At 53.9% G+C, this 24,536-nt stretch carries 26 protein-coding genes; 9 read left to right on the top strand and 17 right to left on the bottom strand.

Features of this window, described 5'->3' with window-relative positions:
• Positions 1–42: 42 nt before the first annotated feature.
• From FHS72_RS15730 to FHS72_RS15755, 6 genes are read right to left on the bottom strand one after another with little or no spacing between them, the layout of a single operon-like run.
• Entirely contained in the window at positions 43–210 is a 168-nt protein-coding gene (locus FHS72_RS15730) for a hypothetical protein (RefSeq protein ID WP_183530590.1), read from the bottom strand.
• The gene (locus FHS72_RS15735; protein ID WP_183530591.1) at positions 207–2,582 is read right to left on the bottom strand and encodes a VirB4 family type IV secretion/conjugal transfer ATPase; all 2,376 of its coding nucleotides are present in this window, start codon (positions 2,580–2,582) and stop codon (positions 207–209) included. Before FHS72_RS15735 ends, FHS72_RS15730 begins: the two co-directional genes overlap by 4 nt.
• Complete coding sequence (locus FHS72_RS15740; protein WP_183530592.1) at positions 2,572–2,850, bottom strand: VirB3 family type IV secretion system protein; 279 nt, start codon at positions 2,848–2,850, stop codon at positions 2,572–2,574. Before FHS72_RS15740 ends, FHS72_RS15735 begins: the two co-directional genes overlap by 11 nt.
• On the bottom strand, positions 2,843–3,136 hold the full coding sequence (locus tag FHS72_RS15745) for a TrbC/VirB2 family type IV secretion system protein (protein ID WP_183530593.1): 294 nt from the start codon (positions 3,134–3,136) through the stop codon (positions 2,843–2,845). The genes FHS72_RS15740 and FHS72_RS15745 overlap by 8 nt, the downstream gene beginning before the upstream one ends.
• Entirely contained in the window at positions 3,133–3,753 is a 621-nt protein-coding gene (locus tag FHS72_RS15750; protein ID WP_183530594.1) for a lytic transglycosylase domain-containing protein, read from the bottom strand. Before FHS72_RS15750 ends, FHS72_RS15745 begins: the two co-directional genes overlap by 4 nt.
• A gap of 43 nt (positions 3,754–3,796) precedes the next feature.
• Positions 3,797–4,150 carry a hypothetical protein gene (locus FHS72_RS15755; RefSeq protein ID WP_183530595.1) on the bottom strand — a complete coding sequence of 118 codons (354 nt, stop codon included), beginning with the start codon at positions 4,148–4,150 and terminating at the stop codon, positions 3,797–3,799.
• 183 nt (positions 4,151–4,333) lie between these two features.
• Here FHS72_RS15755 and FHS72_RS15760 point away from each other — a divergent pair, with 183 nt between their 5' ends.
• On the top strand, positions 4,334–4,612 hold the full coding sequence (locus tag FHS72_RS15760; RefSeq protein WP_221235449.1) for a hypothetical protein: 279 nt from the start codon (positions 4,334–4,336) through the stop codon (positions 4,610–4,612).
• 31 nt (positions 4,613–4,643) lie between these two features.
• Here the strand turns inward: FHS72_RS15760 and FHS72_RS15765 are convergent, their stop codons facing one another.
• Complete coding sequence (locus tag FHS72_RS15765) at positions 4,644–4,856, bottom strand: helix-turn-helix domain-containing protein (protein WP_183530596.1); 213 nt, start codon at positions 4,854–4,856, stop codon at positions 4,644–4,646.
• A 360-nt stretch (positions 4,857–5,216) separates the two neighbouring features.
• Here FHS72_RS15765 and FHS72_RS15770 point away from each other — a divergent pair, with 360 nt between their 5' ends.
• Together FHS72_RS15770 and FHS72_RS15775 are read left to right on the top strand one after the other, a co-directional pair.
• The gene (locus FHS72_RS15770; protein ID WP_183530597.1) at positions 5,217–5,456 is read left to right on the top strand and encodes a hypothetical protein; all 240 of its coding nucleotides are present in this window, start codon (positions 5,217–5,219) and stop codon (positions 5,454–5,456) included.
• A gap of 217 nt (positions 5,457–5,673) precedes the next feature.
• Complete coding sequence (locus FHS72_RS15775) at positions 5,674–6,921, top strand: MFS transporter (protein WP_183530598.1); 1,248 nt, start codon at positions 5,674–5,676, stop codon at positions 6,919–6,921.
• Positions 6,922–6,934: 13 nt separating this feature from the next.
• On the opposite strand, the gene FHS72_RS15780 is transcribed toward FHS72_RS15775, so the two are convergent.
• From FHS72_RS15780 to FHS72_RS15790, 3 genes are read right to left on the bottom strand one after another with little or no spacing between them, the layout of a single operon-like run.
• The gene (locus FHS72_RS15780; protein ID WP_183530600.1) at positions 6,935–7,432 is read right to left on the bottom strand and encodes a GreA/GreB family elongation factor; all 498 of its coding nucleotides are present in this window, start codon (positions 7,430–7,432) and stop codon (positions 6,935–6,937) included.
• A gap of 18 nt (positions 7,433–7,450) precedes the next feature.
• Positions 7,451–8,290, bottom strand: a complete 840-nt coding sequence (gene fghA, locus FHS72_RS15785) for an S-formylglutathione hydrolase (protein ID WP_183530602.1) — start codon at positions 8,288–8,290, stop codon at positions 7,451–7,453.
• A gap of 60 nt (positions 8,291–8,350) precedes the next feature.
• Positions 8,351–9,466, bottom strand: coding sequence for an S-(hydroxymethyl)glutathione dehydrogenase/class III alcohol dehydrogenase (locus FHS72_RS15790; RefSeq protein ID WP_183530651.1), 1,116 nt, complete (start codon positions 9,464–9,466; stop codon positions 8,351–8,353).
• A gap of 79 nt (positions 9,467–9,545) precedes the next feature.
• On the opposite strand from FHS72_RS15790, the gene FHS72_RS15795 reads away from it, so the two are divergent.
• Positions 9,546–10,532: a LysR substrate-binding domain-containing protein gene (locus tag FHS72_RS15795; protein WP_246414809.1), complete on the top strand. Its 987-nt coding sequence runs from the start codon at positions 9,546–9,548 to the stop codon at positions 10,530–10,532.
• A complete protein-coding gene (locus FHS72_RS15800; RefSeq protein ID WP_183530604.1) occupies positions 10,529–11,434 on the top strand; it encodes a bestrophin family protein in 906 nt (301 codons plus the stop codon). Before FHS72_RS15795 ends, FHS72_RS15800 begins: the two co-directional genes overlap by 4 nt.
• A gap of 4 nt (positions 11,435–11,438) precedes the next feature.
• Here the strand turns inward: FHS72_RS15800 and FHS72_RS15805 are convergent, their stop codons facing one another.
• Positions 11,439–12,413: an NAD(P)H-binding protein gene (locus tag FHS72_RS15805; RefSeq protein WP_183530606.1), complete on the bottom strand. Its 975-nt coding sequence runs from the start codon at positions 12,411–12,413 to the stop codon at positions 11,439–11,441.
• 74 nt (positions 12,414–12,487) lie between these two features.
• Positions 12,488–13,414: a pseudouridine-5'-phosphate glycosidase gene (locus tag FHS72_RS15810; RefSeq protein WP_183530608.1), complete on the bottom strand. Its 927-nt coding sequence runs from the start codon at positions 13,412–13,414 to the stop codon at positions 12,488–12,490.
• A 312-nt stretch (positions 13,415–13,726) separates the two neighbouring features.
• Here FHS72_RS15810 and FHS72_RS15815 point away from each other — a divergent pair, with 312 nt between their 5' ends.
• On the top strand, positions 13,727–14,929 hold the full coding sequence (locus tag FHS72_RS15815) for an aminopeptidase P family protein (RefSeq protein WP_183530610.1): 1,203 nt from the start codon (positions 13,727–13,729) through the stop codon (positions 14,927–14,929).
• Between the two features lie 98 nt (positions 14,930–15,027).
• On the opposite strand, the gene FHS72_RS15820 is transcribed toward FHS72_RS15815, so the two are convergent.
• The 5 genes from FHS72_RS15820 to FHS72_RS15840 all read right to left on the bottom strand — a co-directional run bounded on the left by FHS72_RS15820 (position 15,028) and on the right by FHS72_RS15840 (position 21,131).
• Positions 15,028–16,077, bottom strand: coding sequence for a GlxA family transcriptional regulator (locus FHS72_RS15820; RefSeq protein WP_183530612.1), 1,050 nt, complete (start codon positions 16,075–16,077; stop codon positions 15,028–15,030).
• A gap of 12 nt (positions 16,078–16,089) precedes the next feature.
• Positions 16,090–16,893: a phytanoyl-CoA dioxygenase family protein gene (locus FHS72_RS15825; RefSeq protein ID WP_183530614.1), complete on the bottom strand. Its 804-nt coding sequence runs from the start codon at positions 16,891–16,893 to the stop codon at positions 16,090–16,092.
• Positions 16,894–17,008: 115 nt separating this feature from the next.
• The gene (locus tag FHS72_RS15830) at positions 17,009–18,106 is read right to left on the bottom strand and encodes an aminotransferase class I/II-fold pyridoxal phosphate-dependent enzyme (protein ID WP_183530616.1); all 1,098 of its coding nucleotides are present in this window, start codon (positions 18,104–18,106) and stop codon (positions 17,009–17,011) included.
• Between the two features lie 15 nt (positions 18,107–18,121).
• Positions 18,122–19,492, bottom strand: coding sequence for an FAD-binding oxidoreductase (locus FHS72_RS15835; RefSeq protein ID WP_183530618.1), 1,371 nt, complete (start codon positions 19,490–19,492; stop codon positions 18,122–18,124).
• Between the two features lie 82 nt (positions 19,493–19,574).
• The gene (locus FHS72_RS15840) at positions 19,575–21,131 is read right to left on the bottom strand and encodes an ABC transporter substrate-binding protein (RefSeq protein ID WP_183530620.1); all 1,557 of its coding nucleotides are present in this window, start codon (positions 21,129–21,131) and stop codon (positions 19,575–19,577) included.
• Positions 21,132–21,315: 184 nt separating this feature from the next.
• Between FHS72_RS15840 and FHS72_RS15845 the strand changes: the two genes are divergently transcribed.
• The 3 genes from FHS72_RS15845 (at position 21,316) to FHS72_RS15855 (ending at position 24,533) form a co-directional block, all read left to right on the top strand.
• A complete protein-coding gene (locus tag FHS72_RS15845) occupies positions 21,316–22,218 on the top strand; it encodes a LysR substrate-binding domain-containing protein (protein ID WP_183530622.1) in 903 nt (300 codons plus the stop codon).
• 112 nt (positions 22,219–22,330) lie between these two features.
• A complete protein-coding gene (locus FHS72_RS15850) occupies positions 22,331–23,371 on the top strand; it encodes an aromatic ring-hydroxylating dioxygenase subunit alpha (RefSeq protein ID WP_183530624.1) in 1,041 nt (346 codons plus the stop codon).
• 1 nt (position 23,372) lies between these two features.
• Positions 23,373–24,533, top strand: coding sequence for a 2Fe-2S iron-sulfur cluster-binding protein (locus FHS72_RS15855; RefSeq protein WP_183530626.1), 1,161 nt, complete (start codon positions 23,373–23,375; stop codon positions 24,531–24,533).
• Positions 24,534–24,536 lie beyond the last annotated feature (3 nt).

Raw genomic sequence — 24,536 nt, forward strand, 5'->3', positions numbered from 1 at the left:
GCGAGACCGGGCAGCAAAGACACGCAGAGGATATGAGCGAGCTTAGACAGCAATGTCACCCTCCAAAGGGCCAAGAGGCGTGAAGGTGCAATTGGGATCAACCGGTGCAACTGCTGCAAGGAACGTGAAGCAATTGGCATGTGGCTCTTGGTATTGTGCGCAGGAAGCGAGGACGCCGAAAATGGCGAGAAGGATCAGTGGTCGTGTCATGATAATCTCCAGAAATCAGATCGGTCGCGGTAATCGGCCCCGACAAGCGCCTCGCCTTTTTCCATGCCACCGAGGATGGTGAGGTTGTGGCCAAGTGCGCTGAGATCGGCATCAACCACTATCGATCCTTGGTCGTCGCAAATAAGCGCCAGCCGCGAATTGCTGCCCGTGTTCAGCAACACGTCGAGTTCTTTCTCGAAAAGGTTCAGCATGGCGTAGTCAGACGCATGGGCGCGGATGTTAGGGAGCAGGATTTGGGTAGGGACCGCTTCGACGATGGTCTTGCCGGTGCGCGTGCGTTCCAGCTGGCTGGCATATTGCGTCATCATCACAGCTACGGTGTTTTGCTTGCGCGCCGTCACCAGCCAGTTCGAAAGCCGCTCTGCGAAATACGCGTTATCGAGGGCCTTCCAGGCCTCATCAATGACGATGATTGTGGGGCGGCGGTCTTCGATTTCGCGCTCAACGCGGCGAAACAGATAGCTGAGCACGGCCATGCGTTCTTTCTCGGACTCTGAATCTAGAATGCCAGTAAGATCAAACCCGACCACATCGCCTTCCAGAGAAAACGTGTCTTTCAAGGATTGGCCAAATATCCAGCCATAGCGACCATCGCTGGTCCACTCGAGCAGTCGTTGTTGCAGATCGCCGCCATCATCGGTGGAGACAAAGAGCGAGGCAAAGTCTTTCCAATTGCGTAGGGCAGGGTCGGTGGCGTTCGCGTTCTGACGCACAACCTCCTGAATGCGATTGGTTTGGTTCGGCGTGAGGGGTTTGTCCGAGCGATAGAGCAGGGTGGCCAGCCAGTCCGAGAGCCAAGCCGTGCCGCGATCGTCAACTTCTGTCCAAAGCGGATTGAGTCCGGTGGCTTGTCCGGCCTTCAATGCCGCATAGCTTCCTCCGTTGGCGCGGACCGCCATCTCCATACCAAGTCGGTAATCAAAGACGAAGATCCGCGCGCCTGCTCGACGGGCTTGGGTCATGAGAAAGGCCGAGAGCACGGATTTGCCCGATCCGGGCCGTCCCATGATCAGGGTATGGCCGCTGGTTGGCTCTTTGTCTGGGCTGCCTTGCTCGTGATAAGAAAACCGATAAGCACTTTGCTCGGGCGTGGGGAGCATGGTGATCACCTTGCCCCAGGGCACGTCATCGGCCTTCTTGCCGAGCTGCGTGCGATGGAACGCGGCAAAATCCGCGAAGTTGCGGTTGGTGATGGCACTAGCGCGCACGCGCTTGGGTTGGTTGCCCGGATGTTGGCTGAGGTAGTGCGCCTTTGCGGCCACTCGCTCGCCGATCATCTTCACGCCCTCAGCAGCGGCGGCGTTGACGATCTCGGCGCTCAGGGTCTGCAGCTCATCAAGCGTGTCGCAGAAGATCGTCACGACCATGTGGTGCTCGCCGAAGCTTTGGCGTTTGGCTTCAAGATCATCGGCGGCGATATCCAGCGCTTCCATCAGTGACAAGGCGGCGTCCTGTGACGCCTGCATCTGCCGTTTCTGGCGCTTGATCCGGCCCGCCATAAGGTTGGAATTGATTGGTGTGAATGAATGGGTGACGATCATGTCGACAGGCAGGTTCAGCATGTCGAACATCGTGCAGAATGTGGCCTCGGAATATTCGCCGATGGTGAAACTTTTGCCGTAGCGATGGCCAACGACGCCTTCGGATAGCTCGAAGTGATCCTCTAAAAACGTCACACGGGTGTTGGCCACGTTGAACGATAGGAAACCGTAGGTGCTGGCTGGAAAAAGCGGCAGTTCCTGACCGGTATTGAGCGCCCCGAGGAACCCAACCAGTTCACCAGACTTCGCCGACAGCACGCGCGGTTTGAGATCAGCCAGCCCCGAGGCAAAGACATTCACGGCCTCGTTCAGCCGTCGAAGGCGTTTTTGTGTTTCTTCTTTGAAGCGCTCAGGTGCGCTGCGATTGAGAAATGGAAGAAAACTCTTGGACGGCGGACGGTGCATGACTGTGAGCGTCAGTGTTTTGTCGCGCAGCCCGCTGGTCGCCAGCTTCTCGCGCCACTGGCGATCCACGTCCCCTGCAAAACTTTCGGCGCGCACGGGTTCAAGCCCCGGGGCAATCGCTTTTGAGACCTTATGCACGTAATAGCTGAACTCTGGACCTAGCTGCGCAACGATACGTGCAAAGAGGGCCGTAATCTTGTCGAGGTAGGCATCATCAGTTGTGTAACTGTTGACCCCATCCAAGCGGATGCATTGGAATAGTTCGTTCACCCGCGTGCGCACCGTTTGGTCATCGACCAAACTGACGTAGGGCAGCATATGCGCGAGGCGCGTTTCTCGGGCATACCAGTCCGGCGTCAGGGTGCGGGGATCGAGGGCTTCGTCGCCGGCTTCGTCACGGGGCATAGCTGTCCCCACCATGAACTTGCCGGTTTCGGGTGGGCGGTGTTTCCTGCAGCGCCGTCATCATCACGTCGATAAAGCGGGGATCCCAATCGGCAGCTTTCCAAAGGGCGGGATAGAGCAAGATCGCAACCCCAAGGATCACGATGTGCTGGACCCATACGAACAGCAACACCGAGCCAAAGAGCCAGACCATCGCATACATGATGGGCAGGCCCAGTAACTTCGGCGGGCGCACAAGGCCGAGGAAAAGAGGCGAGCGCTCAGCCACCAGCGAAGACCGCGGCGACGATTGTGGGGGCGGCCGCAACACCGGCGATACCGACGAGTACCCAGAGTGCCTGGCGCAGATCGATGATGTTGAAGAACCAGCTGAGGAACACGCCTAAGACGGCCAGCGTGGCGATCACGACGCCAAGCGGGCCGGTCAGCGCATCGACGATGCCCTGTAGCAGACTTTGAATTGGGGAGAGGTCGATGCTTTGCGCAAATGCGGGTTCTGCAATCAGTAAGAACAGCGCCAATGATGCCGCGAAAGCGCGTGTAAAATGTCTCATGGGTTTGTTCCTTTCAGTCGAACGGCCACCGCCATGACGCGGGCCACATGATTTTGGGTTTCTCGGTAAGGGGGGATGTCGCTGTATTGGCGCACGGCGTCAGGCCCGGCATTGTAGGCCGCCAACGCAAGACGCGGGTCGCCGAATTGCTGGAGCATCATCGCGAGATAGCGGGCCGAACCGTCAAGGTTCTGCAGCGGATCGCTGGGATCAACGCCAAGATCGCGAGCGGTTGCAGCCATCAACTGTCCAAGGCCAATGGCACCAGCGCTGGAAATAGCACTTTGCCGATAGGCGCTTTCGATTTCTATGTTGGCGCGGAAGAGGATGAGCCAATCTGAGACCGAAAGTTCCGAGCGGCGCAGACCGGGGTGGCCACCATAGCGCAACGCTGTGGTTTCGATGGCCTTTAAAACTGCGGTGCGGGGCAGGGGAGTACGCAGCGCGATGGCGGCGGTGCGGATTACTTCTGTTGCTGCGACAACATCAGGTTCGCCATATATCGCGAGCGCATCGGTCGCCGAGCCTTGGCCTACGCCGTCGTTGTAGTTCCGAGCAAAGTAGTTTTGAGATTGCGTCGCGGTCAGCGAGCCGTCGCTCTCCATGACTAGTACCATTTGGGCTGAAGCATGTGGCGCAAGCAGCCATATAAAAAGAAGGCTAGTTGCTGCTGCCTTTGACGGGTGCAATGAGTTTATGCGTGGTCCGCTGGCCCTCTTCGAGCGGGACATCGGCATGCGAGAAGCCGATTCCAACAAGGAACGATACGACTCCAGTGATTGTTTTGAATTCGCGGATTTTGATGTCGTTGTGGGTTGTGCGGGTCCGCGCAGTAACCAAGAGTTTTTCCACGCCGTCATCACTGACAGCGCGCATGATCCAGATGCCGTAATAGCTTGGACCTTTCTTGTGCGCAGATTCCTGGCACAAGATTTCGGCGCTATAGCCGCTTTCCACGAGTTCGCGGAATCTAGCCTCCGTGACCACATTTGGTGCTTCGACTTCCCAGTTCATGGCCCGGTTCACGCTTTCTTTAAAGACGCTACGCTAGGCATTCCTACTTGAAGCCTAGAGATACGATAGTATATAATTGTCCGCAAGGTATATTTATGTGATGCGGCTGTACTGTGGTCGCGCACCCATTAGGCATGCAAAGTGGATTCTTTCAAGGTTAAATGGTTGTTTTGGCGCACTCGAATGCAGCGTAATCGCTACGTCCCAGTTATAGCTTCTCTCATATTTTTGGCTGGTGATGCGTTAGCAGAAACCTGCTTTGCGCCCTCACGACCCTTCGTTCCAAGCGATCCGCAAGCTGTTCAAGAATACGCAGACCTCATCCGGAACGACTTTGAGGCCTACATTCAGGACATTCAGAGCTTTTTCCGCTGCCTTGACGACGAACGGGCGCGCGCGTTTCAGGAAGCGCGTGAAGTCAGCGAAGAGTATGGAAAGTTCCATGGATTGGTTGGGCCATAGTTTTGGAATGCAGGGGCCCGTCGAAAAGCACTCAGAATCTGGGATTGAGAAGGTCTCGTGCCTCAATGCCCAATGCCTCCGCAATCGCTTCGACCATATCGATCGACGCGGCATGCTTTGCGTTCTCGATCTTGCCAATATAGCCGCGATCAATGTCCGCGCGATGCGCAAGGGTTTCTTGGCTGAACCCTTTGGATCGGCGCGCCTCCTGAATATTTAGACCAAGTTGTACCCGTAGCTTCATGCCTAAGGCAGAGCCCGGATGTAGAGTATTTAGCCACGCAATATATTCTACATTCGCATCCTAGACTATTGTCTTTGGGCGAAAATTTTCCAAATTGCTGTTGAGCGCCATAATTGGCGAGTGATGAAGTGAAATTGCACGTGAGGGTTGGGTGAGGACTGTGACCGTATTTTTAGTCAGATGTTTATCCACGCCGATGGGAGGATCCCTCAAAAATGGGGTTCTTTAAGGAAGCAGGCTATATTCCTGAATTTTTTTAACCTTTAAGTTGACCTAACCCCCAATATGACCAAACCCAAGCTGCTAATCGGCGGCTCGATTTCCGACCAGCAGACAAGAGTGAATTGAAGAGTGCCCCATTTGAATGACGAAGCAACGCCCATTGCGCGGCTCATCGGACCGGATGGGAAGAGCATCGTTGGTTTGGTCTACGTTTGGGAAACATCGGAGTTGGCTATACTGTGGCTTAATCCAAGAAAAACGGCAGCTTTCGTTGATCCAAAAATTGGCGCCAGCATGTGGGCGACGGCAAAATCGAGAACGCCGGAAGATGTGATAGCCTTACTTGGCAGGCTTCAAACACTTGCCAAACAATCGTGATTTCTGATGGGACGGCTGACCGAACAAAGGGTCAAATAAGTATAAGCGCGCTTATGAATATCGGATTGAATTTTGAGGCAGCGGCAAGACTTGCGGGAGGATTGGTTTCCCCTCATCTATAAGCGTCGATGCTGCTGGCATAACATGTGCATGGACAGTTTTAATGCTCAATACTAGCAGTTGAGACACATCGTTCGAATTAAAAAGGCACTCCGGTATGACGAAGAAACTGCAAACTTCGTCATTGGTCTCAATTTGTACGATTTTACTATGTGCCGGGCTACTTTTCTCTGGCAACGGATTGTTTCAGACACTCATGCCCATTCGCGCAGGGCAGGAAGGGTATTCCACCACGCTCATCGGCATGTTGGGCACCGCATACTTCGGCGGCTTCACGGTTGGGTGTTTTATCGGTCCCCAGCTAATCATGGCGGTGGGGCATGTCCGTGCATTTGCTGGATTGACTGCACTGCTGACAGCGACATTGCTGGCATTTCCTCTGAACGTAGATCCTGTTTTTTGGGGCGCTCTGCGCGTCGTAAGCGGGATTTGTTTGGCTGTCCTCTATATCGTCGTTGAAAGCTGGCTTAATGACGCATCCTCCAACGCCAATAGGGGTCGGGTACTTTCAGCATACATCATCGTGACGAATATTGTGACAATGGCCGGACAGCTGTTGGTGAACTCGTACGATACCCGCGCCTCAACATTGTTTTTAATCGTGGCGATCCTGATTTGTCTTTCGATCGTTCCACTCAGCCTGACACCAACACCGACGCCCACGCCGATTCCATCGTCGCGGTTAAACTTGCGCAAGCTGTACCGCACCTCACCGGCAGGCGTTGTCGGGTGCCTGCTTGCGGGCATGGCTGAAGGCGCATTTTGGTCTCTGGGTCCTGTTTTCGCACAAGAACGCGGAATGGCTACCGTCGACATCGCCCTTTTGATGGCAGCCTTTGTTCTTGGTGGCACTTTGTCACAATGGCCACTTGGATGGATTTCAGACGCGATCGACAGAAGGTACGTGATTTCGGTTGTATCGGTCGGAACTGTCATGACAGGGCTTCTTATCGGGTTTGACATGGCGCCTTCAGGCATTGCGACATTCGGTCTGGCCGTTTTCCATGGTGCGCTTATGATTCCGATTTACGCACTATGTATTTCACATGCGAACGACAGCGTACCTAACTCACGCATGGTGGAAACAAGTGGTGGATTACTTTTGGCGTTCTCCATTGGAGCAACCATCGGCCCTTTGGCAGCATCAGGATTTATGGCTGGTGGTCGCGAAGGGGGACTGTTCTTGTTTATTGGCTTAGTTCTGTTTGTCCTCGGTTTATTTTCTGCTTTGAGGTTGGTGTTGGACAAGCGCACGATGCGGTCAACAAAAGGACATTACTCTGCGACTTCGGCAGCCTATCCATCGTCCTTTGTTCTGGAGATTGAAGAACCTGAAACACCATGAGTTGCTGATGTTTTTACTGAAACCGTATTGCGACAATTTCTAGATCAACGGAACCGGTGGGTTTATGCCACTCCACCGAACTACCTAGCTCACCACCTAACAGAGCGACGCCAAGCGGTGAGTAAGGAGCAATGAGGCCGCGCGCAGGGTCCGCTTCGTCCTCGCCGACAATTTTGAATGTCAGCTGTTGGTCGTCCTCGTTGAGAACGTCGACTTCTGCGCCAAAGGCTACGATGCCATTTGGGTGGCTTTCCGGATCAATCGGGATCGCCCTGCTGATCCGCCCTTCAAGAAAGCGAATGTCTCTCTCGATTACAGCAACTGCCAGCTTTCGGTCGATTTCGTCCGGCTTCTCGCGCAGCTTTACCAGATGCAACCGACGATCAACCAGCCGAGTATTGAGATCAGAAAGGCCTGATGGCGTGACCAAGTTTGGATGTGGGCTTTGTGGAAGATCGTCCAGCCTAACATTTTCGGTGCCATCTTCTTCTTTTGTAAATGCCTTACTCATTGGATTTCTCCTCTGGCGCTATGCGTTAAGGTGCCTCGCGTGGAACCGCAGGTGGTCCTCAACAAAGCTGGCTATAAAGTAATAGCTGTGATCATAGCCTTCGCGACGGTTTAGCTGCAAAGGATAGCCACTGGCCTTTGCAGCCGCTTCCAGCGTTTCGGGCCTTAATTGTTCTTCCAGGAAATCATCGGCCTCTCCCTGATCAACAAGTGCGGGAACAGCCCCAACCGCATTACGCATCAACAAACTTGCATCATAGTCGGCCCATGTGGCGCTGTCCTTGCCCAGATAGGCGTTGAAAGCCTTTTGGCCCCAAGGGCAATTGACTGGGTTTCCAATCGGGCTGAATGCCGAGACGGATTGAAACCGTTCAGGATTGCGCAATGCCAGAACAAGCGCGCCATAACCGCCCATGGAGTGGCCGAAGACTGAACGTTTGTTGCTAACCGGGAAAGTCGCCTCGATCAGTTGCGGTAGTTCGTTCAGCACATAGTCGTACATGCGGTAGTGTCGGTTCCACGGTGCCTGTGTCGCGTTGATATAAAATCCAGCACCCTGACCCAGATCATACCCATCATCATCGGCGACATCTGTGCCGCGCGGGCTGGTGTCTGGGGCGACGATCGCAATGCCAAGTTCTGAGGCCATGCGTTGGGCACCGGCTTTCTGCATGAAGTTCTCATCAGTGCAGGTCAGCCCAGACAGCCAGTAGATCACAGGTACCTTTTGCCCTTTCGCGGTCTGCGGCGGCAAATAGATTGCGAACCGCATGTCGCAATTCAAGGTCGTTGAACGGTGGGCGTAATGCTTGGTCCACCCGCCGAAATTCTTGTTAACGCTCGTGTTTTCGAGTGACATGCCGCACCTGTTGTTTTGAAGTGGCGGTCGCGCCCTAAGAGGCGCAACCGATCTGCTCATTTACTTGTCGAAGTGGATGACAGTGCGAATGCTTTTGCCTTCGTGCATCAGCTTGAACGCTTCGTTGATGTCCTCAAGGCCCATTGTGTGGGTGATAAAGTCATTCAACTTGAATGCGCCCTGCATGTAACGCTCGACATAATCAGGCAACTCGGAACGGCCCTTTACGCCGCCGAAAGCAGAGCCGCGCCAGACACGGCCAGTGACCAGTTGGAAAGGACGGGTCGAGATTTCTTGACCGGCACCGGCAACGCCGATCACCACGGATTCACCCCAGCCCTTGTGACAGCATTCAAGCGCCGAACGCATGACATTGACGTTGCCGATACATTCGAACGAGTAGTCAACTCCACCATCTGTCATCTCCACGATCACGTCTTGGATCGGTTTGTCGTGGTCCTTCGGGTTGATGAAGTCGGTCGCTCCCAGTTTGCGGGCCAGATCGAATTTGCTTTCGTTGATATCGATCACGATGATCCGGCTAGCCTTGGCCATTGCCGCCCCAATGACAGCCGACAACCCGATGCCGCCCATGCCAAAGATAGCAACGGTTGCGCCTTCTTCGACCTTGGCTGTGTTCATCACAGCGCCCATGCCGGTGGTGACGCCGCAGCCGAGCAAGCAAACTTCTTCCAGCGGGGCTTCAGGGTTAACCTTGGCCAGCGAGATTTCGGGCAGCACGGTGTATTCCGAGAAAGTCGAGCAGCCCATGTAGTGTAGGATTGGCTTGCCGTCCTTGTAGAACCGGCTGGTACCATCGGGCATCAGGCCTTTGCCTTGGGTTTCGCGGATTTTCTGGCAGAGGTTGGTTTTGCCGGACTTGCAGAATTTACACTCACCGCATTCAGGTGTGTAGAGCGGGATCACATGATCGCCCACGGCAACGCTAGTCACGCCTTCACCGATGGATTCGACAATGCCTCCGCCTTCATGGCCCAAAATTACTGGGAACAGACCTTCGGGATCATCGCCTGACAGGGTGAACGCATCTGTGTGGCACACGCCAGTGGCGACGATCCGCACGCGCACTTCGCCTGCCTGCGGCGGCATCACGTCAATCTCTTCGATTGAGAGCGGTTGGTTTACGGCCCAAGCGACGGCGGCTTTGGATTTGATTATGTCGGTCATCTTGGCTCACTTTGCTATGATGTGGGGTTTCTGAATTGTGATTTACACTATCTCCGAGGCAAGATAATTGGTCTATTTCGCAATTGACTATTACTGTATGGTAATAGTTGGTTTGTTTGAGGCGATATGGAAGGAAGCGCAGTTGGCTATCTGGGAAGGTGTTTCAGAATTCGTCGCGGTCGCTGAAACAGAGAGCTTCACCGCTGCCGCCAGCCGCTTGGGAATATCCACAGCGCAAGTTAGCCGCCAAATTGGGGCGCTTGAGACGCGACTGGGAGTCAAGCTGTTCTATCGAACCACCCGCAAGGTTTCGATCACTGATACGGGGCAAATCTATTACAACCACTGCCGACAGGTGCTTGATGGGCTTGCAGAGGCGGAGCGTGCAGTAACCGACCTAAATCAAACGCCCAAAGGCAGGCTTAACATGACCGCGCCAGTGACTTACGGCGAGAGCAGGATTGCTCCGCTGATCAACGATTTTGTAGCGTGCTATCCCGAGTTGGTTGTGACCCTGACGTTGACCAATCAGATGGTTGATCTGGTGGCAGAAAGCTATGATTTGGCAATCCGCTTGGGGGAGTTGGATGACAGCACGATGATGGCCAAACGGTTGGCATCCCGCACCCATCACGTTTGCGCATCACCGGATTATCTTGCGGGGCATGGCGCGCCATATACGCTGTCCGAGCTGGATCAACACAATTGCCTGCAAGGAACGTTGGACACCTGGCGGTTTCAGGAAAAAGGTAAGCCCCGCCACATCCGCGTTAAAGGCAACATTCGTTGTAACAGTGGTTGGTCACTGGTTGATGCCGCGCTTAAAGGCATCGGCATTATCCAACTGCCAGACTATTATGTTCATGCTGATATTGCGGCAGGGCGTTTGGTACCGATTCTTGAAAATTTCTGTGCGCCCGATGACGGTATTTGGGCGATCTACCCGCACAATCGCCACCTTTCACCCAAAGTGCGGCTGCTTCTGGATCATCTCAGCGAGGGTTTGGGAAAGACGGAAGATATGATCGCAAATGACAATGGGACTTCCAAATGATCGTCAGAGAACACCCTTCAACGCTAAAACTGTTCTTTGTGATGCAAGGCTCTGTCGTGCCCAGAATCATTGGCAGGATCATCGGCATCGCTCTTCTTTCAGTCGTCGTAATGCTACTGGATCAGTACGTTGTGACCTTACCGCATATCTCCATCGGAGCGATGGGAATATTTGGTGTCGCACTCTCACTGTTCCTCGGGTTTCGTAACAATGCGGCTTATGATCGTTGGTGGGAAGCCCGTAAGCTCTGGGGTGCAATGATCGCTGATGTGCGCAATCTGGGGCGGCACATGTGTATCTTTGTCGGCAAGGGTGAGGACCGCGAACAGATACTCTCGTGCGCCGTCGCCTTTGCGCACTTGCACCGTGGGTTCTTGCGTGGAGTCGATGTGAAGACTGATATCGTTGGCTGGGTCGGCGAAGAAAAAGCTGAGGCAATGAACGCGCAAAAAAACCCCGCAGATGCAGCGTTACGGTCAATTGCCGATAATATTGCCAAACTGATCGAGGAGGATGCAATAAGCGGGTTTGGCCAGATGACGATCTCGCAGACACTGTCTTCGCTGGCATTGGCACAAGCGGGGTGTGAACGGATCTTCACGACACCCTTGCCGTTTGTCTATTCCCTGCTGGTCCGCCGGACAACGTATCTGTACTGCTGGCTACTGCCCTTCGCGCTGATCGAGGCGACGGGTTGGTTTGCTCCGGTATTTGCGGCTGTTGTGGCCTATGTGTTCTTTGGCCTTCAAGCGGTTACTAACGAATTGGAGCACCCGTTCCGCAATCTGCAGAACGGGCTGCCGTTGGACGCGATGTGCCGCACGATTGAAATTTCGGTGTCAGAAGCGCTGGATCGCACCCCGCCAGTTGCATTGGCTGCGACAAACCACGTGCTGAGTTGAACGCTTAGCCCTTGGTTGCATCTTGCATAGCGTCAGCGCCTTTTTTCCAAAGGTTGCCCTTCCAAAGCTCTTCAAGACCGGTCTCGCCGCTCACTCCTTTGGTGGTCAGATAGTCGTAATAAGACGTCGGCTTGTGGCCCGTCAGATTGTAGAAGTCTGGGCTACAAAGCGTATAAAAACCGTTGGTTAGATACTCGAAAAACTCGGCGCGGGTTGCGCCAAAGTCAGCCTCAAAATCGATCATGGATTGAGCGCGATACTCGATTGCTTTGCCCATCGCACGACCAAGGTCCCCCGCAATTTCGGTCATGGATTGTGGAGCAGGTCCGGTGATGTCGTAAAATTTGTTGGCGTGCCGTTCTGGCCCTTCAGTTAAGACAACAGCGGCAGCCTCTGCGATGTCGCGCGTCGCAACAAAAGAGTTACGCATGTCGCCCAAAGGATTTGAAAACCACCCTTCGCCATCAATGGTCTCGCTGTCCGTCTTCAGCAGGTGGTTCATGAAAAAGTTGTTTCGCAAGGCGGTGACGTTCAGCCCTTCGTCGATCAGCGCTTTTTCACCCCACCAGTAATGTTGCAGCATCAAGGGAATGCCAGCACCTGCGCGCGATGCATGTTGGTTCGGATCATAGGATGCAGTATTGGTATCCGCGCCCATACAGCTAATACGAACGACATGATTGATCTGGTCACGGCGCTTACCCAACGCTTTGCAAAAGGCGAGATGCTGTTCAATCATCGGGTCGAGGGACGCAGAATAGATCGCTGTAACACCGTCCAACGCGGCGTCCCAGGTTTGTGGATCGGATAAGTCGAACTTCACCACTTCGTCTGCGCCGAGTGCCTTTAGGCCGTCAGCTTTGCTCTCGCTAAAGTAGCAGGCACGCACAGTAAGGTTGGGAACCGTCGCCAGTCGCGCCACTAGCTCTTTGCCAATTCGGCCCGTTGCAGAGGTAATCAGGACAGTTTTCTGGGTCATTTGGATAGCTTTCTCATTCGGGTTTGGTTTTGCCTGATTTAGGGTGTCGAAAGACATAGGAACGCCGCCGCTTTCTAATTGTGAAACGCCACTGCGATATCAGCCGCCAGCCTTGCGTTGTTCTTGACCAGAGCGATGTTGGCCTTGAGGCTCTCTCCATCCGATAGCTCGAATATGCGCTGTAACAGAAATGGGGTCACTGCTTTGCCTTGAATGCCTTGCGCTTCCATTTCGGATTGCGCGGTTGCGATATACGCATTGATGATCCCGGCTGGAATTTCATCGGATTTCGGGATCGGGTTAGCGATCAGGCCTGCACCCAACGACAATTCATCACGAACCTTTTGGAAATCGGCAATCTCTGCGGCGCTGTCCAATCGCAGCGGGACGGCGAGGTAAGATTCACTGGTCCAGAAGGCAGGCAGGGTATCTGTTTGATAGCCCACGACAGAAACGCCTTGTGTCTCCAGCACCTCCAGCGTTTTGGGGACATCCAGAATGACCTTGGCACCCGCCGCGACGACGATGACGTCTGTTTTTCCAAGTTCGGTCAAATCCGCCGAAATGTCGAAACTGGTTTCAGCACCAGCGTGCACACCGCCGATACCACCCGTCGCAAAGACGCGAATGCCCGCTATCCGCGCAACGATCATGGTGGCCGCGACGGTTGTGCCGGCAGTCTTCTTTTGCGAAATTGGAAACGCGATATCTGCGCGCGATATCTTGAGGGCGTCTTTCACTTTTGCCAGTTGGTCCAGCTCTTGCGCGCTAAGACCAATTTTTAGACGTCCGTCGATCACGGCAATCGTTGCGGGGATTGCACCACGCATGCGGATCTCGTCTTCAACGGCCATGGCCATGGCCATGGCCATTTCAACATTCTGCGGAAATGGCATGCCGTGTGTAATGATCGTGCTTTCAAGTGCGACGACCGGCTTGTCTTGCTCAAGAGCGTTTAAGACATCTTCTTGGACGTCGACAAAACTTGGGAGTTTACGCATATTTCTCACGCTCGTTAAGGGAGCCAAGGAGGCTATTAACAATTTTCATCAACGATTTGGGACGACAAATCTAGCCTAATTACTTGTCCAAGTAGTTGGTTCGCTCTCCTTCTCTCGATCCCATAAAGAGCTTGCCACAATCCATTTTTTACGCGAAAATAAAGTCTGGGTCGGCGATGGCGTCGTCAGCATTTCATGCAAGACCTTTGTCCCTTCCTGAACGCCGGGATCTTGCTTTACCGTTTGTACGGTGAGGAAGGTCTCGGTGCCTCCCTCAAACGCGAACGGTTTGCGCTTTTGAAGGAACCTTAAATGGACCGTCCACAGAACTACCGTTTTCACCAAGGGGATCGTATTCTCCCATTTTCATCAGCTGAATATGACGATCGCCTGTCAAAGTTGCGTCGTGATATGGCTGCTGCAGGTGTTGATGCTTGTGTTTTCACATCGATGCACAACGTTGCTTACTATTCTGGTTTTTTGTATTGTGCGTTCGGGCGTCCTTATGCGCTCGTAGTAACACCAAGCGATAGCGTCTCAATTAGCGCAGGCATTGATGCAGCACAGCCATGGCGGCGCAGCCATGGTGATAACATCACTTATACGGATTGGGAGCGCAACAATTACTGGCGTTCAATCGAGTCTGTAACAGGCACTGGCAAAACGATCGGCTTTGAAGGCGACCACATCAGTGTTGACCAAAAGGCGCTTCTTGAAGACTTTCTAACACCCAAAGCCACATTGAATGTTGCTCCTGCGACCATGCGTCAACGGATGCACAAATCCCCAGCAGAATTGGACTTGATCCGTGCGGGTGCAAATGTTGCCGATGTGGGCGGCTATGCCATCAAGGACGCCATCAAGGAAGGCGTGCGCGAAATCGACGTGGCAATGGCAGGTCGGGACGCGATGGAGTTGGAAATCGCCAAGCGTTTCCCCGATTCCGAGATCCGCGATAGCTGGGTCTGGTTCCAGTCGGGCATCAACACGGACGGCGCGCATAACCCTGTGACTACACGCAAGCTTGAGCGTGGGGATATCCTTAGCCTCAACACCTTTCCGATGATCTCGGGCTACTATACGGCGCTTGAACGTACTTTATTTGTTGGTGAAGTTGACGATGCCAGCCGCAGAATCTGGGAGGCCAACGTAGCAGCCCATGAATACGGGATGAGCTTGCTTGTGCCCGGCGCCAAATGTTCCGAGATCACGCATAAGATCAACGACTTCTTTGCGGAGCGTCAATTGCTGCAATACCGCACGTTTGGGTATGGTCACTCTTTCGGCGTGCTTTCACATTACTATGGTCGTGAAGCGGGATTGGAGCTGCGCGAGGATATAGACACGGTACTTGAGCCCGGCATGGTCATCTCGATGGAACCGATGCTGACAATTGCAGACGGTGAACCTGGTGCTGGCGGCTACCGCGAACATGACATCTTGATCATTAACGAGGACGGAAACGAAAATATCACCGGCTATCCGTTCGGTCCTGAATTCAACGTTGTTGGCTAACGCAAATAGTTAATTCTGCCCCTGCAGAAACTGAAGCTCTTGCAGGGGCAGGTAACAAATTGGACCAAGCAAACACTTTTAACCGCTCTTGAAGTCGACTAGCGAGCTTTGTTCTCTTTCGCATGCGCTCTACTGCGATCACCATATGGGCTTTCGCCGAAACGATCTTTGTAATGGCGTGAAAACACACCGTTGGAATTGAACCCGGTCGCTATCGCGACCTCTATCACACTCAGGTCGGTCTCCATCAAAAGCGTGCGCGCGCGATCCAGTCGGATGTTGCGGTAGGTTTGGGCCGGGGCCTCGTCGAGAAGTTGTTTGAACTGACGCTCGATTTGGCGGCGCGATATGCCGGCAAGCTGGCCGAGTTCATCGAGCGACAAAGGGGTCTCGATATTTTCGTGCATCGCGCGCAGCACGGCCAAGATGCGCGGGTTGCGTGAACTAATAGCCTTGGCAATCGAGGACCGTTGTTCGCTGCGCGTCGTGATGTCAGGGCCGTTTAGACACATATCCGACACCGCAATCGCAAAATCGTCGCCATAGTCTTGGGCGATGATTGTGATCATCATCTCTGTTGCGGCGACCCCGCCACCACAGGTCAGCAGATCACCGTCCTTGACGTAACGGTGACGGGTTGGGGTCAGGTTTGGAAACGCCTCGACAAAGCCGGGTTGGTTTTCCCAATGCAGGGTAAATTGCTTGCCGTTTAGCAATCCCGCGCGTGCGAGCGTTGCAGCACCCGTGCAAATACCGCCGAACTTACCGCCAAATCGTGCGTGGCGGCGCATGTGGCCCAGAACCACATCTGATGCAGTTTTGGTGCCGTCGTTGCCCGAACAGGCAAATAGATAGGTATCCGGCGTCAGGTCGTTCAGACCGCCGTGCACACCGATATCGATGCCAGATGATGATGACACGGCCATGCCATCCTCTGACAGAACCTGCCAGCCATATAGCGGCTTCTGCGCCAATTGGTTGGCGATGCGCAACGGATCAAGAGCAGCACTAAACGCAAGTAACGTGAATTCGGGCAGCAGCAGGAACCCAAACCAACGGGTGTCCTTTGGATTCTTCACGGGAAAGCTGAACGCACCGGCTGGTACGAGGTCAGGCCGTAATTGTGGTGATGCTGCTTCTTTGGCCATACCGTGTTCTGATCAGCTCGCAGCGTCTAGCAACATCGGGAACCAGTCTGTCCGCAATCGCTGACCTGCCGTCATGTCGTGGCCGGGGAAGGGCGGAGATGTGGGACCGGGGCGTTCGACGTAACGCGCGTCGTCACCTAACAAGCGCAAGGAGAACGCCCGCCTACGTGTGCCTGCCGCGTTGCCGCGCGCGCCGTGCAGCGTGCGGTAGTTGAACGCCACAGCATCACCTGGTTCCATCTCGTATTCGCGGATGTCCATACCTTCGGCGTCGGGATCGGGCACCTGCATGTAGTCGTCATCATTGGGGTAAAAGCTGGTCTCAGCCAGCCAGCGCGTTGGCAGCACGGGCTTTTCCCAGCGGTGTGATCCAGCGACGCAGCGAAGCGAGGCTTGGCGCACAGGATCAAGCGGCGACCAGAAGCTGACGGTTTGTTCACCCTCGACAAAATAATAAGGGCTGTCTTGGTGCCACGGTGTTGGCTTGGACGTGCCGGGTTCTTTGACAAGCACATGGTCGTGGAACATCTGCACGGTTTGGGACCCCATCAGCTCTGCGGCGACAGCCGCTGCTGGCGATGCGTTGATAGCTGCTTCAAATTCGGGGATGCGGGTCCAGTTGCAATAATCGTCGAAGAACCGCCCGCCTTCGCCTTCCTTGAGGTTTTCGGCAGCATAGGGGCCGGGCTCTGACATGTTGCGGGCCACACCTTCGCGCAGCTGTTCGACTTGATCCTTGAACAGACCTTTGACAAGCACAACGCCGTCGCGCTGATAATCGCCGATATGCTTTCGGGTAATAAGGGGATGCGTCATTAGAAATTACCTTTCTATATTTCGAGTATATGTTTGCGTAGAGCTTTAGAGAAAGGCGTTAACTATTCCACCGTCGATTAACGGATCAATTTGACCGCAACATCGCAAGGGTCTTTTAAAGGGCACCTAGGAATATATCGTTCTCTGCAGCGCTGCCCATCGTAACACGGGCCCAATGTTCAAATGGGGCTTCTTGCCATGCTTTGATCAAGACACCTTTGTGGCGTAATTTTTCCGCGAGCTTATGGGCTGGGCCCCCTGTATCGAAGAACACAAAATTGGTTTGCGTAGGTGCACATTGAAACCCCTTTGATGTCAATGCTGTAGAGACCCTTTGTCGCTCCTGCGTCGCGAGATCTGTCACCGAATTGAGGTGCGCCGTGTCGCCAAGTGCATGAGCCGCCGCAACTGCGGCCATGGCATTCACGCCAAAGGGATTGCGGGTTTTCATCAGTGCCTTGATGATCTGTGCATCGCCGGCGATCCCAAAGCCGACGCGCGCGCCTGCTAGACCGTAGGCCTTGGAGAAGGTGCGCAGGACGATGTGTGGTTGTCCAGCCTCTGCCAAAATCTGAAGTGCATCGAACCGCTTGCTCTGTTCGACAAACTCAACATATGCCTCGTCGAAACAGATCAACGTTGCGGGGTCTGTCGCATCGATCACCTGCCGAAATTCCATTTCGGTGATAGCGGGGCCTGCTGGGTTGCTGGGCGAGGAAAACATCAAAACGCGTGGCTTGGTGCGCAATGCGGTGCAAAGGCCTTCTGTGGGGAAAGACCAATCGTCGTTGAAAGGAATTTTGGTGACGGTGGCCCCAAACATCAGAGCGCCAAATTCGTGCAAGCCAAAGCTGGGGCAAATCGTTACTACGTTATCTTTCGAACGGATTACGGCGCGAAACAATGCCCCGATCAGGTCTTCTGACCCATTGCCAATGATGATTCGATCAGCATGCGAGCCAACCGACCGAGCAATGAGGCCACGCAGATGCATGTTTGCTGCATCGGGATAACGTGCGACGCAAGTTGCCGCGTCCTGCATCGCTTTGACGGCATGTGGCGACGGGCCAAGGGGGCTTTCGTTGCTGTCAAGTTTAGCCAGGCACTCAATGCCATAGGTCGCCTTGAACCGGTCCAATGCAAGGCCCGCATTATAATCTGGTAGGTTTGCAACTTCTGTGCGGATCAGGTCACTGTGGATTGGTTCTGACATTGGAATTCCTTGAAGTTATAGATCGAAGATCTTGCCGGGGTTCATGATGTTGTCAGGATCGAGCGCGCGTTTAATCCGGCGCATCACACCAAGGGCGGGGCCATGCTCGTTCGGCAAATAGGCCTTCTTGCCTAAGCCCACACCATGTTCGCCCGTACTGGTTCCGCCCATTTCAATCGCCATCTCGATGAGGCTGGAATTGATATGATAGGCCTGCTTTGCCTCGACCTCGTTTTCGGGGTCATAAAGCAGGACAAGGTGAAAGTTTCCGTCGCCTACGTGACCCACGAGAGGGGCTTGAATATCCGTTGTCGCAACGACGTCCAAAATCGCGCTGATACAGGCGGGCAGTTTTGAAATCGGGACGCAGACGTCTGTTGAAATGCCTTTGATGCCAGGCCGCAATGCGCGGGATGCATAAAGAGCGTCATGGCGGACGCGCCACAGTTTTGCGGCAGCTTCTGCGGTCTGGGCATGTTCGAACCTCAGTGCAGTTTCAGCGAGGCCCTCAAGAACCACTATGTCATTTTCAACCGTTGCAGCTGATCCGGTAAGCTCGATCCAAAGTGTTGGCCGTTCAGGGAGGCTGGTTTTCGAGTAGCTGTTGGTCGCCCGCATCTGAAGCGCGTCGGCAAGTTCAATCCGGTTGAGCGCTAGGCCGCATTGAAGCGCCATGACCACAGTCTGTGTTGCGTCTTCGATCGTGTAAAAACTGCACATCACAGTTTGCGAGGCCTCGGGGATGCCAAACAGACGTAAGGTCAATTCAGTTATGATCCCTAGCGTCCCTTCGGAGCCAATCATCAGACGGGTTAAATCATAGCCAGCTGACGATTTCCGCGCACGGCCACCAGTCTTGATGATTTCGCCGTCGGGCATCACAACGGTCATGCCCAGAACGAGATCGCGCATCGACCCATAGCGCACTGTCGTTGTACCTGATGCGCGTGTCGCAGCCATACCGCCCAAAGTTGCGTGCGCCCCAAGATCGACGGGAAAGAACAACCCAGTTGCGCGGAGATGTTCGTTCAGGGCCTGTCGCGTGACGCCACATTGAACGGTGCAATCCATGTCAGTGTCTTGCACGGACACGATGTGGTCCATTGCCGACATGTCGATGCTGATGCCACCATGGGGTGCATGTATTTGGCCTTCGATGGAAGACCCTGCGCCAAACGGAATGACAGGCACGCGGTGTTTCGTGCAAGCAGTCAGCACGTCTGACACATCTTGGGTCGATGTCACCATGACAACGGCGTCTGGCCAAGCGGGAGGCAAATGGCTTTCGCCACTGCCATGGTGTTCGCGGGCTGCATCCGATGTCAAAAGGCGGTCAGAAAATTGCAGCCGTAATGCGTTCAGTAGCGCGGTCAGATTGTCGGGCATGGATTGCAAAATTCCTTACGTCTGAACCTTGAACGGGCCGCAACATTGCGCGGCCCGCCAAATTTGGATTTATCGCCAGTGATTAGGCGTTGAACCACCAACGTTCGGCACAACGGTTGCCATCCAAATCCCAGTCGCCCGAGATAGCGTCGCTGGTGGAAACCTTGCTTGATTTCGCATCAAGAAAGTCGGCCCATACAGGGGCAATCATACCACCATCTTCTGCCAGAATAGACTGGCACTCGCCATAGAGTTCACGGCGCTTTGCGTCGTCTTTTTCAGACCGCGCAGCGTTGAGAGCCACGTTGAAGGCTTCGTTGTCCCAGTTGGTTGCGTTGTAGCCGCCCAAAGCTTCGCGGGAATAGGCGAGAGACAACATCAAGTCTTCGTTTGCGCGGCCAGACCAGCGCGATGCAAAGAACGGCTTTTTGCCCCAGACGTTCGACCAATAGCCGTCGTCGGGTTCCCGTGATACTTCGATGTTGATACCGGCTGACGCGGCGTGTTCGCTGAACAACTGGGCGGCGTCTACAGCGCCGGTAAACGGCGTATCAGAGGCGTGAAGGGTTGTCGTGAGACCTTCTGCACCGGCAGCTTTCAACAGTGATTTCGCTTGCTCAGGGTCGTATTCGTGCTGCGGGATGTCGGGGTTGTAGTATTCGTAAGCTTTGGAAATTGGCTGGTCATTGGCAATTGAGCCGTAGCCGTTAAGCACTTTATCCACCATGTCCTGTCGATTTATGGACAATTTCATCGCCTTGCGCACACGGGCATCAGCGAACAGCGGATCGGTCGTGATCATGCTAAAGCAATAATGAACCTTACCCTGTGTTTGGATCAGGTCAATGCCGGGCATGGCTGACAGTAAACCGGCAGTGGTCGGATCCACCGCATTCATTGCATCGATTTCGCCGGTTTGCAGAGCGGTTGTCCGTGCGTTCACATCGCGAATGGCCAGCATCTGCACGGAATCAAAATGCGCGCGGTCGGACTTCCAGTAATTGGGGTTCTTGCGCACGATTGATTTTACGCCGGGCTCGTAGGTTTCAAGGATATAACCACCAGTTCCGATGCCTGCATCAAAGTTCATATCATTTGCAGGAACGATCGTCAGGTTGGTCAGCGCCAGAATAGGTGGGAACCCGGCATTTGGGCCGTTCAAGGTTATTGTAACTTCGTTTGGCGCTGTCGCCTGAACATCGCTAATGACGGCGACAAGGGCCTTGGACTGCGAAATACTTTCTTCGCCGCGGTGCAGGTTAATTGAGAACACGATATCTTCGGCATCCATTGTCTTGCCGTTGTGGAATTCAACGCCTTCGCGCAGTTTGAATGTCCAGCTTGTCAGATCGTCATTGGCTTCCCAGCTGGTAGCAAGCTCCGGGACAAGAACACCGCCCGCCCCAATCTCGATCAAGTTATTACGCAATTGCCATTGCAGGTTTTGCATGAACTTGGTTTCATTTACCTGCGGGTCAAGCGCTTCGCCAGAGTCGAAGTCACCAATTCCTAACCGCAATGTGCCGCCCTGCGATGGTGTAGCGGCGCGCAATGGTTGACCCGAAACCCCGAGAATCGTTGTAGCCCCAAGTGCGCCAGCACCCAGCAGCACGCTGCGCCTGTTTGTCGAAAATGTCATGATCTTCTCCCTTGTTGGTACGCACCCCGTCTGGAGCCGTTGCAAATGGAAAACCTTTATGGTTCGCTATTATGTCTAATGTTATTACAATAAATGGTGACATATGGCATGACAAACGAGATTTATAGCGGTACTGTTCAGGAATACTGAACCGGTCTTAGCATCCCAATCTCACAGGCAGGCTATGCAATCAATCCTTCCACACCTCCGCGCCCTGCATGCTTTTGAGAGCTTTGGAAGGCTTGGATCGGTCAGTGCCGCCGCGAGAGAATTGGGTGTGACGCCCGGTGCAATCAGTCAGCAAATCAAGATACTTGAAGAACAACTGCAAATGCAGCTCATTATGAAAGATGGGCGTCGTGCATCGCTTGCACCGAGAGCCAAAGCCTACCACGCAGTCCTATCATCAGGTTTTGAAAAACTAAAACAGGCACAGCATTTGCTATCGCAACAAGTGGCCGATCTGGACGTGCATGTATCAGGCTTGCCGACGCTTTTGCTCAAGTGGTTGAACCCGAGACTTCATCGTTTCGAAGCGCGTTTTGGTGAAACCTCCATTCGGTTAGAGGCAACCCATGTCGAACCAGATCCGGAATTTCTCGATCATATGTTCCGTCTTACATACGGCACGGTGTCAAACGTTTTCCCGCATGCGCGGGCTTTGTTTCGTGACACCTGTTTTCCAGTCTGTTCGCCAGGTTTTTTGAAGGATCACCCTGACGCGCTTGACCTTGAAAAGATGGCGAATCTTCCATGGATCGACATTGATTGGGGCCCTGCATATGCATCTGTGCCAAGATTGAGTAATTGGCTCGTTGCGCAGGGCATGCCAAAACCCGCCCACAGGCCAATTTCGGTTCATTCACTGTCAAGCTCGGCGCTTGAGGCGGTTGCCAGTGGTAAGGGCATCGCTTTGGCGCAATCTTCGTTTGCCTCGATCGATATTGATTTGGGCAGGCTTGTCAGGATGTCGCAGAAATTTGTTGAGATGCCTGAACCCTACTTCATTTGTTGGGGACCTCAGATGATGGAGAATGAAAAATCCAGAAACTTTCTGAATTGGGTGCTTTCGGAGGCTTCCGGCTGAATGATTAGAAAAACTATACAATCATAAATAAAAACCTCGGTTTTCTTAGAGCAATACATTAGCTAACAAGGCCCGAACTCAGTCACAGACATCGCGTCAGTAAGGAAGTCATATGTTTTTGAAGAATGCATGGTACGTTGCCGCCTGGAGCGAAGAAATTGTCAACACACTGCAGCAAGTTAAAGTGCTTGGTGAGAAGATTTGCATGTTCCGCAATGATGAAGGTGAAGTCATCGCCATGGAAGATGCCTGTCCGCATCGCAAACTGCCCCTGTCCAAAGGTCGGATCAAAGACAATAACGTTGAGTGTGGCTATCACGGTTTGACGTTTGATTGTGCAGGGCAATGTGTTTGGGCTCCGGGTGGTGGACGTATTCCGTCTGCGGCGCGCGTGCGTCCCTATCCTGTGCACGAGAAATACGGTTTGGTCTGGATCTGGATGGGAAATGCCGCAATTGCCGATGTCGAAGACATCATCGACATCCCGAACTTCGACAGCCCCGAATGGGGGATCAACCGTGGTGCCGCGATGGAGCTGAACTGCAATTATCTGTTGATGTGTGACAACCTGCTTGACCCCACCCACGTCGCTTGGGTGCATGAAACGTCGTTTGCCGCCGCCGCGACCAAGGACACACCGTTGCGTGTTACAAAAACCGATACCGGCGTGATCGTGCACCGATGGATGATGGATCATGAGCCAGCACCATTTTACAAAAAGGTTGTTGAATTCGAAGGCAACTGTGACCGCCTTCAGCACTACGAAGTCCGCTATCCAAGCCACGCGTTGGTCCGTGCCGTGTTTACCCCTGCGGGGACCGGTGGTGTTGACGGTGCGTTGCACGAGAAGACCTTTGTCATGGACAGCTACAACTTTATGACGCCAACCACCGAGACTGAAACACGCTATTATTGGTTCCAATTACGCAACATCCGTCCGGATGATGATGAACTTTCAAAGATGATGAGCGAGGACGTGCGCGGTGCATTCGAGGAGGATCGTGCAGTGCTCGACCAAGTGCAGATTGGGATGAATGAAAAGACGTCTCCGCACATTGATCTTGGTATCGATGCGGGCCAGTTGCGGTTCCGTCGTCAATTAGAAGCTATGATCGCAGAAGAGGCGATGGTTGACGCCAAGATGAGTCAGTAAGATGGCAGCAGGGTTCCGTAAATTCCGCGTCGCGAATAAGGTTGTTGAGAGTGAAATTATCACTTCGTTTTATCTTGAACCGACAGATGGCGCTCCTGTTTGGGACGTCTTGCCTGGGCAATACATTACCTTGCGCGTGCCGGGTTCAGGTGACCCAGTTCTCAAGACATATTCAGTGTCTTGCGACCCATCAGAGACACGGCATCATCGGATTTCGGTGAAACGAGAGGCAGGACTGAATGGCGCACCAGATGGTGTCGGATCATGCTGGCTGCACGATCAGGTCGAAATTGGCGACACGGTTGAAATTGCTGCTCCGCGTGGCAAATTTTCTCTGGATGAGGCAAGCACCCGTCCCGTGTTGCTTTTGTCTGGCGGGGTTGGCCTGACGCCGATGGTTTCGATGTTGCACCGCCTGAGCGAGGCCGATCGTGACGTTCATTTCTTGCACGCCTGCGAGAACGGTCAGGTTCACGCATTAAGGGATGAAGTGCTGTCCTGCGCGAATGATCGGATAAAGCCGTATTTCATCTATCGCACGCCAACTGCCGAGGACCGCGCTGCGAAACTGTTTGATGCGCAAGGCGTGATCGACAAAGCGTTCATGCAGACGCACGTTCCCATTGGCGATTATGACGCCTACATTTGCGGGCCGACACCGTTCATGGTGGCGATGTACCAACTTCTGCAAGAACTGGGCGTTCCCAAAAACCGCATCGCGTACGAATTCTTTGGCAAGGCTTCATCGCTGGAAGCGCTGGCAGAAAGGCCCGTAAAACCGGCACGTAGTCAGGCCGCGTCGGGTGCGGCTCCAACGATTCAGGCGCTTACGTTTCTGACCAATCCCGATGCTTGGGCGGCGGATGAGGGCCTAGATGGGGCCCCTAAACCAGCTGCTGACCAATCCACTGGCGACATAACGTTTCGTGCGTCAAATGTAACGGCCACGTGGGATGGCACAGCCGGTTCGTTGCTTGACCTGGCCGAAAATGCGGGGCTGAGTCCTGAATTCAGTTGTCGTGCGGGGATTTGCAATTCATGCAAATGCGGGTTGGTGTCGGGCGAAGTGGAATATTTCGAAGAGCCGCTGATCCAACCCGAAGAGGGTCAGGTCTTGATATGTTGTTCGCGCCCTAAAGGTCCGGTTGTTCTGGATATCTAACGC

Origin of the sequence: Yoonia ponticola (genome assembly GCF_014199395.1) — a bacterium.
Taxonomy (GTDB): Bacteria; Pseudomonadota; Alphaproteobacteria; order Rhodobacterales; family Rhodobacteraceae; genus Yoonia; species Yoonia ponticola.